A 14,213-nucleotide genomic window follows, 5' to 3' on the forward strand; every position below is an offset into this window, starting at 1 on the left:
GGAGCTTGTCCTCCAGCATGTAGTCGTACCCGTTCACCTTCTTCGGGCACGGCGTGCCGCCGCGGGGGAGCTCCTTTGAAGCGGGTGCCGCTTCTGCCCTTCTCTTGGGCGTCTGCTGGCGCAGCGGGGCGAGGCGCTGTCCGTGGATCTGGAAGAAGTCGACGGCACTTTGCAGCTGGCTCGCCTGCGAGGAAAGCTCGGTGGCGGTGGAAGCCATCTCCTCGGCGCTTGCCGCGTTTTTCTGGATGACCTGGTCGAGGATCTGGATCGCCTTGTTGATCTGCTCCCCTCCGCTGTCCTGCTCCCTGCTGGCCGCGCTGATCTCCTGCACCAGGTCCGCCGTCCGCTGGATATCCGGAAGGATCGTCGCCAGGAGCGATCCCGCCCTTTCGGCAACCTCGACGCTTGATACCGACAGCTTGGCGATTTCCCCCGCTGCCCTCTGGCTGCGCTCGGCGAGTTTTCTCACCTCGGCGGCAACGACGGCAAAACCCTTGCCGTGGTCACCGGCGCGTGCAGCCTCGATGGCCGCGTTCAGCGCCAGCATGTTCGTCTGGCGCGCGATCTCCTCGATGATCCCTATCTTGCTGGCGATCTCCTTCATGGCGGCGACGGTGGCGGCGACCGCTTTCCCCCCTTCCTGGGCGTCCTCCGCCGACTTCACCGCGATCTTCTCTGTCTGCGAGGCGTTGTCCGCGGTCTGCTTGATGTTGGAACTCATCTCCTCCATGGAGGCCGAAGCCTGCTCGGCGGAAGCAGCCTGCTCCGTTGCACCCTGCGACATCTGCTCGGCGCTGATGCTCATCTCGCGGGAGCCGTTCGCCACGTTCTCGGCGGCCACCTTCACCTCGCCCACCACCTCCATGAGCTTGCGGACCATGCCGCCGAGCGCCTGCATGAGCTCGTCGCGCTCGGAGCGCTCCTCGACGCTCACCGTGAGGTCCCCTGCGGCGATTTCGCGCGCCAGTCTCGTCACGTGCTTCAGCGCGTCGGCAAGCCCGTTCACCGCGCCGTAGATCTTTCCGAATACCTGCTGCACCTGCTCGGTGTCCGCATCCGCTGCCCCTACGGAGAGGACGATGCTCGTGTCGCCGAGGGCAAGCTTTTCCAGCCCTTCGTTCAGCTTCGCGGTCTCCGCTGTCTGGAACTCCGCCACCTTCTGGGCCACCCGCGCTGCCTTTTTAACCGCCGTCTGGTCGCTCACCACCTCGAAGGCCCCGATGACGTTGCCGTGGGAATCGCGCAGCGGGACGCCGGTGTAGGCGACCTCCAGCTCGTTTCCACCCGGTCTCGCGGTGGCTTCGCTGGATGCCTGGCGCCCGTCGCGAATGGCGCGGAAGCAGGCGCAGTTGTCGCTGTGGCAGTCGGTGGTCTTGAAGTGGTCGTAGCACTTCGTGCCGACGAGCTGCTCCGGCGTCTTCCCTCCGACCTGAGCGCCCACGTGATTCATGTACTGGATGGTGAGATCACGGTCCACGATCATGGCAGGAGCTGGCATAGAGTCGAGGTGTCCGACCAGGGTGCCGATCGCCGAGTTCATCCCCTCCACGATCCGTCCGAAGTCGCCGTGGTGGCGCGAGGCGTCGGCTCGGAAGGTGAGTCTTCCCTCGATGGCGGCTTCCACGAGGAGGTTTACATCGGTCAGAAGGCCGTTCACGTTGGCGATGCAGCTGTTCAGGCTCTCCTTCACGTCGTTGAAGTCCCCCTGGAACTCCGCCTCGATCGGCTCCGGGATTTCTCCCATGCCGATGCGGCACAGCACCTCCGTTGCGGAGTAGAAGGGGCCGACGATGGCGTCGAGGGCGCTGTTGAAACCCTCGATGATATGGCGGAAGTGCCCCTGGTGCTTCTCTGCGTCGGCGCGGGTGGTGAGGTTCCCGGCAATTGCCGCCTCGGTGAGGAGGTTCACGTCGTCGAGCATCGCCTGGATCGCTTCCATCATCCCGATGAGTGCCGGGAGGAAGGTGTCGTGCTCGGAGCGCCTGCCGGTACCGCCGTTCACCGCGCGGTACACCTCCAGGTTGCTGAGATCGCCGCGGGCGATGAGGTTTGCGGTCGTGGCCGCACTGAGGAGCCGCTCGCGCACCATGTTAACCGCGGAGCCGACTTCGTGGTAGATACCGAGGTATTCCCCCTCCACCTTGCAGGAGTGGTCGTTCAGCGCCATCCTCTGCAGGATGGCATTGGCCTCCACGAGCCCGCCGAGTCCGTCGATGCAGTGGTTCAGGTTGTCCCTGATCGTTTCGAAGGCGCCGTTGTACTCCTCGGCGATCTTCTCCGGAACCTCACCCTTGCTGATGTTGTCCAGGTACCCGGCGATCATGATGATGGGGGTGCGGAATCCGTCGATGAGCTCGTTCATGCCGGAGACGATCTTCGCCCACTCCCCCTCGAAGGCAGCGACATCGCCGGCGACTTCCAGGTTGCCGCTGGCTACTGCCCCGATGAGAGAGCCGAGCTCGCCGCGCAGCGCCCCCATGCTGTCCACGAAGTGGTTGATGCTCTCCTTGATGCCGTTGTAGTCGCCGCGGTACTCCTCGGTGATCTTCTCCGGGATCTCCCCCCTGCTGATCTTTTCGATGTAGCTTGTGGAAACCAGAAGGGGAGCGGAGAGGTTCTCGAATATGTTGTTCAGCCCCCCGACGATCTTCGCGTAGAAGCCGCTGTGGATCTCGGGATTGACCCGTGCGGAGAGGTCCCCCTCGTAGGAGGCGATGCAAAGGGCCCTGACGTCGGCGCGCATCGCCTCGTTCACCGCTCTCAGGCGGTTCAGGCTGTCTTTCAGCGGCGCGTACTCCCCCTGATAGCCGTCGACGATCTCCTCGAAGATCTCCCCGCGGCTCAGCTCGTCGATCCGCTCCGACGCGCTCACGATGGGGGCGACGACGGAGTCCAGCGTGCCGTTTATCCCCTCTATGATGGTGCGAAACTCTCCTTCGTGCCGGCTCGCATCGGCCCTTCTGGAGAGCTCCCCCTGCATGGCGGCGTGGACAAGCATCTGCGTATCGGTCACCAGCCCCTTTACCGCGCCGATCGTTCTGTTCACCGAGGTGGCGAGGTGGTGGAACTCGTCCTTCCCCGCGCACTCGGCGGTCGCGGAGAGGTCCCCCTCGGAGGCCTTTTGCAGGACGTTCATGATGTGGCTGATGGGGTTGCAGATCCTTTTGGCGAAGATGAAGGCGGCGACGCTGCTGAAGGCGAGAAGAAGGAGCGCCCCCCCGAAGATCTGCACCCCGATCTTCTTGTATTCTGCCAGAAACTCCTTCTTCTGCACCCCCACGTACATCGCGCCTATGATCTCACCTTTGGGGTTTTTGATCGGCTCGTAGGCGCCGAGGAAGGGGGTGCCAAAGACGACGGTTTCCCCGACAAAAGGCTTCCCCTCCTTGAAGAGGGTATCGTATGCCGCTCCGGTGAGCTTCGTCCCGACCGCTCGCGTCCCCTGCTCGGTGACCACGTTGGTGGCGACACGGACGTCCCCCATGAAGATGGTGGCGGTGCCGCCGCCGAGCTCCTTCAACTTGTCCGGGATCTCGTTGTTGTCGTTGATCACGTAGTTCCCGACCATGAGCTTGTTGTTGACGATCCTGTACTGCGATCCCCTGGCGGCGAGAAGCTCCTTCATGGTCTTCAGCTGGACTTCCCGCGTCTTGACCGCCTTTTCCATGCCGTTGTAGTACACCTGCCGCATGGCTATGCCGGCGCATGCCACCACGGAGAGTGCAACTACAATGACGTTGAAAAGTATGAACTTGTGGCGCAACAGCATGATGAGACTCCTTCTCCTGGCGTGATGCCCGTCGACTCGTGATTTCTTTGGCTCGCTACCGCTTGAAGGAGAGGAGGGGGCGCGGCGTTAACCTCTTTATCGGCGAAAGCCTGACACCCTTAAGGGAAATATTGATTACACTATGTTAACGGGTGGGAGGACGCGCAATGGATGGAGGGAGCGTGGCAGGACGCCGGCGGGGCAGTTTTTGTGGAGATGCGGGGGAGCGTGGGTACATTGCCACGAAGCACTGCAGAAGGCCTAACGTTCCCCCCTTTGCGAAGGGGGGGCAGGGGGGATTTGATCTTCAAATTTCCTCCAGGACCGCCAGCCCGGTAACAGTACATCTAGGTCGTCGAACAGCAGTGCTGCGGCAGTCTAAACATCAACGACATAGGCCCCACCAGTTTTTGGAAAGTGGAACGAAAGAAATTGCTTGCGACCACAGCAGTTGCGCACTTTGTTGCAGGACGGTTCCGGCCAAGTCAAATCCCCCCTGTCCCCCCTTCGCAAAGGGGGGGACGTAATCGTTGCCATTCCTTGAGGGCACACAGTGAACGGTCGGGGCGGGTGCCTTCATTTCGCTGAAGGCGAAGGGGGACTGGCACCTGCGGAGCCAGTCCCCTCGCGTTGATCAGTAGCGGTAGGCGACGGAGGCGGTGACGGTGTGGTCGGTGAAGTCGAACCCTTCTATGTCGGAATCCCTGCTGGAATAGGTGTAGTCGAGATTGAGGGTGAGCCTGTTGATCGGCGCCCACTCCACTCCGGCGCTCGTCTCGTTTATGAAGTCGCTTCTGTTCGGTGCGCTCGATTCGGGAAGCGCCTCGTAGTCCTTCCACATCAACCTCTCCAGGGCGGTCGCCTTCACCTTCTCCGTTACCTGGTAGTTCACGCCGAGGGAAAAGGTGTTGGTGACGCTGTAGATCCAGTCGGTGTACGTCTCCTCGTAGATCTGCCGCTCCCCGCCGATGAGGAGGCGCGTCTTGTAGGTGAGGCCGTAACTCCCCTCAAGGGCCGCGATGACGCCGCTGAAATCCCGCTCCGGGAAGTCGTCGTGGCGGCGGGAAAGGTAGCCGAGGTAGGTGGATACTGAGGTGCGGGGGGAGACTGTCTTGTTGAAGCCGATCCGGAAGGAGTCGCCGGTGTTGTCGCGCTTCAGCGTCTCCCCGTCCACAAAAGTCCCTTCCCGGAACGTCCTTTCGTCGTGCTCGTAGGTGCCGTAGGTCTGGGCGGTGGGGGAGATCTGCCAGGTGATCGTGCCGGTATAGATGTCGGCGTCGTATTCGCTGACGTTGTACGTCTCCAGCGAGTACGCCACCTCCCTCCTGCGGTACCCGGCCTCCAGTGTGAGGCCGATGGGGAGCTGATACCCGGCGAGGAAGCCGTAACGGTAGGTCGTCCGTATGTTCTGCTGGGGGTTCGTGTACTCGGTCCTCGGCTCGGGCGCGCTGGTATAGCCGCCGTCGAGCTTCAGGGTCCACTTCTGCAGGAGGCTCAGGTTCGCCTTGCCGCTCACCTCGTCCCGGTCGGCGTCCTCCTGCGTGTAGTGGCTGAAGCGGATGAAATCCCTCTTCAGCATCGCCTCGAACGACTGGTGGCTGACGGTGTACCTGAGCGCGGTGCCGATGGTGAAGATCGTGCTGAAATCGCTCATCTGGTCGTCGCCGAGGAGCGCCGCGAGCTGGCCGGAGTCTTCCACCCTGAAAACGTTGCTGTCGTACGTTTCGCTTACAGAAGCGAAAGGCTTGAGGACGTCCCCCAGAAAGGCGCAACTCGCCTCATCCGCCCCCAGAAAGAGGGGCGGAAGGGCGAGTGCGAGTGAAACAGCTCCCTTGCAGCAGCTATGTAGGTTTAGCATCCTGTGCCTCGCACCACGGTCAAGAAGGTGCGGGCGATGATCTTCAGGTCAAGAGCCACACACCAGTTGTCGATGTACTCGAGATCCAGTTTCATCCAGAAGTTGAAGTCCTTGTTGTTGCGCGCCACGACCTCGTGGATGCAGGTCATGCCGGGGCGCATGCTGAGGCGCCTCCTCTGCCAGCGCTCGTATCTCTGCACCTCCGCCGGCAGCGGCGGGCGGGGCCCCACCAGCGACATGTCCCCCGCTATCACGTTCAGCACCTGGGGGAGCTCGTCGAGGCTCGTCTTTCTCAGGAACCTGCCGATGGCGGTGATGCGCGGGTCGTTCTTCATCTTGAAGGCGGGCCCCTCCAGCTCGTTCTGCTTGCGCAGTTCCGCGAGGCGCGCCTCGGCGTCCACCACCATGGTGCGGAACTTGAGGATCCTGAAGGGCCTGCCGCGCAGGCCGACGCGGACCTGGCTGAAGAAGATCGGCCCCTTCGAGGTCAGCTTGATGGCGAGCGCGATGAAGAGAAAGATCGGCGAGATGGCGATCATTCCCAGCGTGCAGAAGGCGATGTCGAGCGTCCTTTTCAGGGTGAGGAAGACGAAGTCCTTCGGCGTGGAGTCGAAGGTAAGAAGGGGAATCCCTTCGATCTCCCTGATCCCGGGCTTCGCGATGGCGGTGTCGAAGAAGTCGACGGCGATCGTCGCCTTCACCCCGACCTTCTCGCATACGCCTATGTACTTGTCGAGCCGGTCGAAAAACTGCCGCGGCATGATGAAGACGACCTCGTCGACCACGTTCTCGTCGAGGATCTGCGCCATGTCGTCGAAGGTGCCGATGACCTGCCCCTTGCCGACCGCTTTCCCCTGCATCTCCGGCTCGTCGATGAAGCCGAGGATGCGCACCCCCCACTCGGGGTGGGACTCGATGACGTTGGCGAACTTCAGCGCGCGGGGGCCGGAGCCGACCACCAGCATGACCCTCTGGTTCACGCCGGTCTTCCACACCTTCCGCATGATGAGAAAGATCACCAGCTTCTCCATCATCACCGTAGTAGAGGCGAGCCCGAAGAAGATGAGGAGGAACGGGCGGGAGAGTATCCCCATGTTGAGGAGGTAGGCCGCGGTGGCGCAGGCGAGGGTAGCGACGAGGGAAGCCTCGAAGACCCCCCAGAAGATGTGGCCGAACCCCTTCTCCCGCATGGAGTCGTAGGCGCCGAAGGCGCGCAGCAGCATGATCCACATCGGCAGCACCACGATCATGAGCTGCAGGTTTTGCTCGAGGGGGGGGAGGGGATGCAGGAAGCCTACTACCATGTAGTCCCTGACCATGTAGGCGACGGCAAACGATACCGCCACCAGCAGCGCGTCCACGCCGAAGATGAATTTTTTTAGCAGTGCGTACTGCTCCTGAAGCATGCCGAGAGCTCCTTATCGCCCCGAGCCCCCGCTTCTGCGGCGGCTACGGCGTTAGAATTTTAACAGGTATGGGCGCGCTTGCAGCGCGCTTTGCTATCTATGGTCCCCCCCTCAGCGAGAGGGGGGACGAATGTGCAGGGAGGAGTGCGGCTTCTAGTGCCGCAGCCACCCGAAGGCGAGCTTCTTCGGCGCGAGCCTCGGCTCGACCTCACCCATGATCGCGCTTCTCAGGTTGTTGATGAACTGCGGGTCGGCGCTGTCGCTGATCTCTCCGGTCTGGGAAAGCTGCAGCTCCCCTTCCAGATACCTGGAGACCTCCTGCTCGGTCCAGGCCACCGTGATCCCGCGGCGCACGCCGAGCCACTTTGCCGTCGCCATCTGGTGGTCGTTGCGGTGTTCCCCCTGCGCGGCGACGCGCGGCAGGATGAGAATCGGCTTCTTGTACTTCAGCGCGGTGATGATGGAGCCCATCCCGGCGTGGGATACGATGAGGTCCGCCTGCCTGAAGCGGCGGTCAGCCTCGTCCGGCGCCACGAAGGGAACCGTCTCTATGTGCGCTGCGCGCATCTCGCTCGGGCCGACCTGGGCGAAGACCTCCACCTCGGGGTGGGCACCTGCCCAGTCGTCAACCGTCCTGATCAGCCTGTCGAAAGGAAGTTGGGTACCTACCGTTACGAAAATCATAAAACGCTCCCTATGTAGTGCGGTCCCTGCGGGGTTGCCAGGTGCTCCCACTGGGTGAGCCACAGGTCCGCGACCCTGCGTGCGTGTTTCCCGGAGGAGGACATCGTCTCGGAGTTCGCTATGCTGTCGATCCAGATCGTCCTTGCGCCAATGAGCTTGCCGAAGAGAAGTGCCGCGAAGCCGGGGGCAGCACCGGTGGTGACGATGACGTCCGGGCGCACCCTCAGTACCTTCAGCGCCACCTGCAGAAACATGATGGCGAGAGAGATCTTGTCCCACATGTTGGCGTCACGCACCGTGTGGATCGGCTTGCCGACCTCCTTGGCGTAGGCGGCGTTGGTGCCGATGAACTCCAGGGACATCCCCTCAAAAGCGGGGCGCAGGCGCATGAGCTGGACCCAGTGCCCGCCGCCGGAGGCGACCGCGAGGACCTTCCGCTTCCCTTTCTGCATCTTTTTCGCTTCCACCGTGCGGGTAACCGTTTCCATGAGAGCGTCGCCGCGGGTAGAGCGCCACCTGCCGGTGATCTCGTCCCGCTGTGCCAGCACGGCTCCCTTCAGCTCCTCAAGGCGCCCCATGACTTCCTTCGCGCCGGAGGCGATCCCCTCGGCGGTGTCCTTTACAAAGACGCTCCCAGCCGGGAAGAGGCGGCGCAGGGTGCTCGTGTCGGAGACGACCATCGGTTTACCCGCACCGACTGCCTCGCCGCAGACGCTGAGCTGAATGCCGTCGAACTTCGTGAGGGCGATGACCGCGTCGCACCCCATGATCAGGCTGTCGAAGTCGCAGGTAGGGAGAAAGCCTACGAAGTGGACGTTCTTCGGCGCGTTCCTGATGAGCGACTCGTCGCGACAGTTGCGGGTATTGCCGGTGATGAGGAATGACATCTCCGGCAGCTGCGCCGCTCCCTGCATCAGTTCCACCAGCGGCTCGTCCTCGTTGAACGATGCCGGGAAGACGAGCCAGGGGCGCGGGATCTCCGGGAAGAGGGGGCGCGCCTCGACTTTCTCAAAGGACGCCGGCGGATCCTCCACCACGGAGAGCTTCTCTCTCGGCACCCCGAGGGCAAGCGCCTGGTCCATGACGTCGTCGTTGTGCACCAGCACCACGTCGCAGCGCTTCAGCTGCGAGACCCCCAGCGGAAAGGCGCTCCAGGGGCGCCGGAACATCTTGTTGTGGCAGTCGGCGATGATAGTCGCCTTGCGGTTCACCAGGATCCGGTAGGCGAGCGCCACCCACAGGAGCGGGACCTGCGGGAGCTGGATCCACACCACGTCCGCCCGCTTTTCGCGCAGCACCTGCAGCGTCTGCCACCCGTTTCTTACGTACTGCATCCCTTTGGAGAAGAGGCCGGTGCGGCGCTTTATCGGGAGGAAGAGGAGCTCGAAATCGCAGTGCGGGGCCATGGAGACCTGCCTGCGCTGAAATGTCGTCCAGGCTACGTGAATCTGTTTCATAGGTAGTTCCTTGTTCGATTTTATTCACCTGACCCCATCCCCACCCTGCCCCTCCCCTTGAAAGGGAGGGGACGTTGGGGCTCTTGCTGTCGTGGATAGGGGCGGTGCAGCTACTTCAAGTGTTCTTTTTGCTTTCGTTCATCCTTCCTCCACCTCCCTCCCTTTCAAGGGGAGGGTCGGGGTGGGGATGGGGTTCAGGTCCACGACCCCGTCGGCCGTGCCGGAAGGGCCCAGCTCTCCCCCCGGAGCGGCTGAACCTGCTCCGGTACCTGCTCCGCTACCCGCTCGCCGCGCGGCACCACCAGCGACATGAGCCAGAAGATGGTGAGGAGATTCGGTGCCACCCCTACGGCTCCCGCCTCGGAGAAGCCGGTGATGAGGACGAAGATGAAGGCGGCATCGGCCATGTCGTTCGGCCTCTTCACGAAGTCGCGCAGCTGCAGCAGGATCACCATGACGATGCACAGCGCCCCCACCGCGCCGGTGGTCACCAGCGCCTGCAGGAACATGTTGTGCGCCGAGGTCGTGGTCCAGCCGAAGACGGTCCAGAAGCCGCTGGAGATGAGGAGCTTCGTGGAGCCGTAGCCGTAGCCGAGGAGCGGCTTCTTCTCGATGGCGTTCCAGACGAAGTGCCAGATCGCCGTCCGCCCGGTGAGGGTGGTGAGCTCGCTGAGCGAGCCGTGCCGGGAAAAGACGCTGATCAGCCGGTCCCAGTCCACGTTGGCGAGGATCATGGCGAAGAAGGTCGTCAGCACGCCGATAGCCCCCCACAGCATGAGGAGGATGCGCCTGCGCAAAAAGACGATGGCGATGGCGGCGATCACCCCGGCAAGCGAGGTCCGGCTCCACGACATGAGAAGGGAGACGACCGCGCTGAGAGCGATGATGGCGATGTCCGGACGCCAGAACTTCACCTGCTTGTCGCGCACCGCGAAGAAGATGAAGAAAAGTGCGATGGCGGCGGTGCGACCGAGGTTGTTCGGGGAGCCGGTGAGCCCGCACAGGCGCGGCGTGGAGCCGTTCTCCAGCTGTGCCACCGCGATGCTCGGCATGACTGCATAGAGGGCGAGGGCGCTCGTGGTGAGGAGCCCGCAGGCGTAGATCGCCCCCATCCGGAGCTTCGCCATCCCGAGCTTTTGCACCACCACCGCCACGAAGCAGAGGAGCGCGAGGTAGCCGAAGCCGCCGCCGAAGGTGTAGGTGGGGGTGATGGAGTACACCGTGGAGAAGAAGCTCCAGGTGGCAAAGGCGAGGAGCCACCTGAGGGGAACCGATTCGGCGAGGGCGTTCTTGATGTGGGAGAAGTTCAGCGCGCCGATCAGGAAGCCTCCCCCCCACAGGACGAGCTTCAGGAGCGTCTGCGCGTCCATCCCGCTGTCCGCCATGTCCCCGCGGCGCCGGAAGGTGGCGTCGATGGTAAAGGTGATGAGGATGAAGCTCAGGCTGATGGCCCACTCGCGCCCGTGCACCCCTGCGTACAGGATGAAGCAGGCCACCACCATGGCGGCGAGTCCGACCACGAGCGCCACCATGACCGCATAGCTGTTTATCCCCATGAGGCTGATGAAGAGGCCGAGGAAGAGGGCGAGGCCGCAGGTCGCGATGGTGAGCTTCGCGGCGCGCGCCTTCTCCCTGAGAGCGACCACCCCTTTCCGCAGGAATGCGGGCCCCTTCGACAGCGGAGCGAGGTGCTTCGCCAGGGGAGCGAGCGCTCTCGCAAAGGGAGCCGCCACTTTCCGCAGGGGAGAGACCGCCTTGCGCAGCGGGGTTGCCGCTTTCTTCATCATTGCTGCCGCCTTCCGCGCAGGAGCGGCCACGACAGTCAGGATCTTCCTCATTCCCGTTGCCATTCCTTTCACTCCTCTCATCCCTGGACCGCCTCCAGCGCGGTTGCGGGCTGCGTCGCCCCGGCCTTGCGGGCGAAGAGCTGCAGTTGCAGGAATGCCAGGAACGCGGTGGCGATCCAGCCGGTGGCAAGCCCCATGAGGGCGCCGACGACGCCGAAGCGGGGGATGGTGATGACGGCGGTCCCGAGGCCGATGACCGCGGAGATGACACGGTTCACGAAGAGGGCGTCAGTGCGCTGCGCCACGTAGAGCCCCGATTCCATCGGCTGAGCCGCCATCATGGCGGAGGCGATGAGGCACCAGAGCCAGATCTCGTTCCAGGCGTAGCCGTAGCGGCCGTGGTACAGGGCATTCACCAGGTGGCCGCCCCCCGCTGCGCAGAGGATGAGGTAGCCGCCGCCGAGCATAGTGAGGGTGGCCATGGTGCGCCACAGCGACGAGAAGAGGTCGGGGAAGCTGCCGCCGGCAAAGGCGCGGGCCGCGCGCGGCTTGTCCAGGTTGTCCACCGCGCCGATGAGGGTGTTAATCGGCTGGGTGAGGTTTCGCACCGCCGCGAAGCTCCCCATGGCGGCGGAGCCGCAGACCATGGTCAGCACCATCTGGATCGCGGTGTTGTACCCGGAAAAGGCGACGTGGCTGAGGGTGGCCCAGCGGCCGAAGCGGTACAGCTCGCCAGCGAAGCTGATCGTCTCAGCGGTGGCCGGAAGGACCTTCATGGCGCGTCGGCGCAGGAGCGCCCCTGCCGCGAGCGTGCACGCCGACATGCCGCACGCGGCGAAGAGGGCGCCGCCGTGGCGCAGCGCGACGGTTCCGATCAGAAGCGCCACGGAGAAAAGGAGAAAGGAGGAGACCATGGCGGCCGCCTTGATCTCGCGGGTCTGGATCAGGACGCGACGCCAGAACTCCAGCGAGAAGAAGCCGGGGACGAGGATCGCGGCGATGAGGAGCGCCAGAGGCATCCCGCTGTCGGTCCCGAAGGGGCGCCATGCCAGGGCTGCCAGGCCGAGCCCTGCTGTTGCCGCCGCTGTGATCTTCGTCTGGGTACGGCGCCAGAAGGGGAGGCTCGCCGAGAGGATCTCGGCGCTGTGGGCCATGGTGGCGACCGGAATGGAGACGAGTGCCCGTTGGAACCCCTGGGCGAAGAGCATGAGGGCGAAGCCGAGGCTGAAGGAGCCCCACTCACCCTTCGACAGTTCCCTTGCCAGGAAGACCGCCATTCCGAAATTTGCTATGGAGAGAAAGCCCTGTTCGATCAGGGACCATTTACGCATGTGTTCTCCGTGAATCTTTTCTGGATTCTGGAAATTGCCGCCAGAGGCGGCGAACGTCCCCTCCCCACCTGCGGGGGAGGGGCAGGGGTGGGGGGGAAGGTGCCAGCAGTCGCGCATATGGCAGTTTCACCCACCCCCTGTCCCCCTCCCGTCAAGGGAGGGGGGACGTCGGGGACTGGCTCCTTTGTTAAAAGGTGCCTGTCCCCCTCCTGTCCCGGCTGCCTACGCCGCTCCGAAGAGGAGCTTTTTGAGCTGCGGGTCGAGAGAGCGGTACAGGGAGCCTATGAACTCCTGCTGCACCTGGTAGTCCGGGTCCGGCGTCTTAGCGGTGGCGAAGGAGGAAACCCTCACCAGCACCCCGTCCGCCTGGGCACCGATAACGCTGTAGTAGAGGTGCTTTGCCCTCTTTTCCAGCTCGCTCCCCACCTGCTTCCCGTCCAGCATGATCCAGTACTGGACCGGCTGGGTGTCGACCGGGTCTGCGCTCACCACCAGCTGCTTCAGCTTCAGCTCCGGGGAGTGCATCGTCGTCTTCGACTGCGACATGACCTGGTAACCGGACGCCTTGTAGCAGGTCTCCGGCATGTGCAGGTTGAACTTCTTGCGCTGGTCCGCGCCGTAGGCCACCACCAGCAGCACCTTTTTTCCGTCGCTACGCTGGTACGTCCTGAAGAGGACCTCGTTCAGGAACTTCGCCTCCTTCGAGTTTGCCGAGGTGTCCTCGGTGACCATCTTCCACTCCCCGACCTGCGCCGGAAACGCCGTCAGGGTCGGCCCCCGCTTCTCCGCGTGGCGCTCTTCCTTCGGCGCCGCGGCCGCGAGCCCCGCCACCAGGAGAAGGGCGATCAGAACCAGGTGTTTTGCCTTACTTTTTACGGTCATGTGCCGGCCTCCACTCCATGGCGGCGTCGGTCAGCACGAGGCAGACAACGGAGACCGCAAAGAGGAGAAATCCCGAGAAGCCGTGCAGGAACCCTTCTGCCGCCGCCTCTCCGAGGTAGACGCTGATGAGGCACAGAAGAATCAGCCTCACGATGTTGGCGACGATGGAGATCGGGATCACCGAGAGGAAGAGTGCCCCCTTTTTCAGCGCGCTTCCCGCCTGCATCTGCGCGTAGAGTGCGCCCACCGCCATGAGGGCCACGAGGGAACGGAGCCCGCTGCACGGGTCCCCCACCACGATGGAGTAGTCGTTGACGATGATCACCGCGCCGTTTTTGGTCACCATGTACCCCGCCACCTTCAGGAGCGTCGCCGACGCGTTCGCCACCAGCATCTTCAGCGGGGCGGTCAGCATGTCGGTGAAGGCGAGGGGGGGCGGGACCAGGAAGAGGAGGAAGATGACCGGGAAGAGGAGCGCCTTGCGCCCTTCCTTTCCGAAGAGAAAACCTGTCGCGCCCAGAAGGACCGGGACGATGGAAAACGCTTCTATCGCCATGGAGCCGTGCATGGAACCGACGGCGTAGCAGGCGAGCCCGACCAGGAGGGTGAAGAAGGAAAAGATGTTCATCTCATCGCTCCCCCTGAACTTCAGGGCATCGCGCCTTTGCCACAGGAGCCAGAAGAACGCGCCGAGAATGAGGGGGCCGTGGCTGTAGTCGGCGTTGTCCCACCCGAAGGAGAAGAGCTTGTAGAAGGTGGGGATAAAAAGGGCGATGATCGCCGCGTACGTCACCCCGGTAAGAAGGGGGATTTCCCGCAGCTGCCCGATGGTGGCGAGCCCTTTCTGTACTGCTTCGGATTGTTTGAGCTGCATTCGTACTCCTGCCGGCATTCGCCGGTGCGCGCTGCCTCTGTGGTGGACTGCCGGGAACGCCAACAAAGAGCAAATCCCCCCTGTCCCCCCTTCGCAAAGGGGGGAACGTTAGGCCTTCTGCAGTGCTTCGTGGCAATGTACCCACGCTCCCCCGGAATTCCCGGA

At 63.4% G+C, this 14,213-nt stretch carries 8 protein-coding genes and 2 pseudogenes; all 10 read right to left on the reverse strand.

Annotated features, from left to right (window positions below):
• Positions 1–150: 150 nt before the first annotated feature.
• Positions 151–1,996, reverse strand: a pseudogene (locus LPW11_RS22505) (methyl-accepting chemotaxis protein); the annotation flags it as partial.
• Positions 1,997–2,218: 222 nt separating this feature from the next.
• Positions 2,219–3,769: pseudogene (locus tag LPW11_RS22510) on the reverse strand (cache domain-containing protein); the annotation flags it as partial.
• Positions 3,770–4,403: 634 nt separating this feature from the next.
• Positions 4,404–5,627, reverse strand: coding sequence for an outer membrane beta-barrel protein (locus LPW11_RS13010; RefSeq protein WP_230994306.1), 1,224 nt, complete (start codon positions 5,625–5,627; stop codon positions 4,404–4,406).
• A complete protein-coding gene (locus tag LPW11_RS13015) occupies positions 5,621–7,033 on the reverse strand; it encodes a sugar transferase (protein ID WP_230994307.1) in 1,413 nt (470 codons plus the stop codon). Before LPW11_RS13015 ends, LPW11_RS13010 begins: the two co-directional genes overlap by 7 nt.
• Before the next feature lie 153 nt (positions 7,034–7,186).
• Complete coding sequence (locus tag LPW11_RS13020; RefSeq protein WP_230994308.1) at positions 7,187–7,717, reverse strand: glycosyltransferase; 531 nt, start codon at positions 7,715–7,717, stop codon at positions 7,187–7,189.
• Positions 7,714–9,174 (reverse strand): glycosyltransferase, encoded by a 1,461-nt coding sequence (locus tag LPW11_RS13025; RefSeq protein WP_230994309.1) that lies wholly within the window; start codon positions 9,172–9,174, stop codon positions 7,714–7,716. Before LPW11_RS13025 ends, LPW11_RS13020 begins: the two co-directional genes overlap by 4 nt.
• A gap of 194 nt (positions 9,175–9,368) precedes the next feature.
• Complete coding sequence (locus tag LPW11_RS13030) at positions 9,369–11,024, reverse strand: O-antigen ligase family protein (RefSeq protein ID WP_230994310.1); 1,656 nt, start codon at positions 11,022–11,024, stop codon at positions 9,369–9,371.
• A 14-nt stretch (positions 11,025–11,038) separates the two neighbouring features.
• Positions 11,039–12,292 carry a lipopolysaccharide biosynthesis protein gene (locus LPW11_RS13035; RefSeq protein ID WP_230994311.1) on the reverse strand — a complete coding sequence of 418 codons (1,254 nt, stop codon included), beginning with the start codon at positions 12,290–12,292 and terminating at the stop codon, positions 11,039–11,041.
• A 222-nt stretch (positions 12,293–12,514) separates the two neighbouring features.
• A complete protein-coding gene (locus LPW11_RS13040) occupies positions 12,515–13,174 on the reverse strand; it encodes an exosortase C-terminal domain/associated protein EpsI (RefSeq protein ID WP_230994312.1) in 660 nt (219 codons plus the stop codon).
• On the reverse strand, positions 13,158–14,048 hold the full coding sequence (xrt, locus tag LPW11_RS13045; protein WP_230994313.1) for an exosortase: 891 nt from the start codon (positions 14,046–14,048) through the stop codon (positions 13,158–13,160). The genes LPW11_RS13040 and xrt overlap by 17 nt, the downstream gene beginning before the upstream one ends.
• Positions 14,049–14,213: the final 165 nt, after the last annotated feature.

The sequence above is a fragment of the Geomonas sp. RF6 genome (genome assembly GCF_021044625.1).
Taxonomy (GTDB): domain Bacteria; phylum Desulfobacterota; class Desulfuromonadia; order Geobacterales; family Geobacteraceae; genus RF6.

Coding starts and splice junctions, on each gene's coding strand:
- xrt (WP_230994313.1), bottom strand. CDS start 14,048: ATGCAGCTCAAACAATCCGAAGCAGTACAGAAAGGGCTCGCCACCATC.
- LPW11_RS13020 (WP_230994308.1), bottom strand. CDS start 7,717: ATGATTTTCGTAACGGTAGGTACCCAACTTCCTTTCGACAGGCTGATC.
- LPW11_RS13030 (WP_230994310.1), bottom strand. CDS start 11,024: ATGGCAACGGGAATGAGGAAGATCCTGACTGTCGTGGCCGCTCCTGCG.
- LPW11_RS13015 (WP_230994307.1), bottom strand. CDS start 7,033: ATGCTTCAGGAGCAGTACGCACTGCTAAAAAAATTCATCTTCGGCGTG.
- LPW11_RS13025 (WP_230994309.1), bottom strand. CDS start 9,174: ATGAAACAGATTCACGTAGCCTGGACGACATTTCAGCGCAGGCAGGTC.
- LPW11_RS13035 (WP_230994311.1), bottom strand. CDS start 12,292: ATGCGTAAATGGTCCCTGATCGAACAGGGCTTTCTCTCCATAGCAAAT.
- LPW11_RS13040 (WP_230994312.1), bottom strand. CDS start 13,174: ATGACCGTAAAAAGTAAGGCAAAACACCTGGTTCTGATCGCCCTTCTC.
- LPW11_RS13010 (WP_230994306.1), bottom strand. CDS start 5,627: ATGCTAAACCTACATAGCTGCTGCAAGGGAGCTGTTTCACTCGCACTC.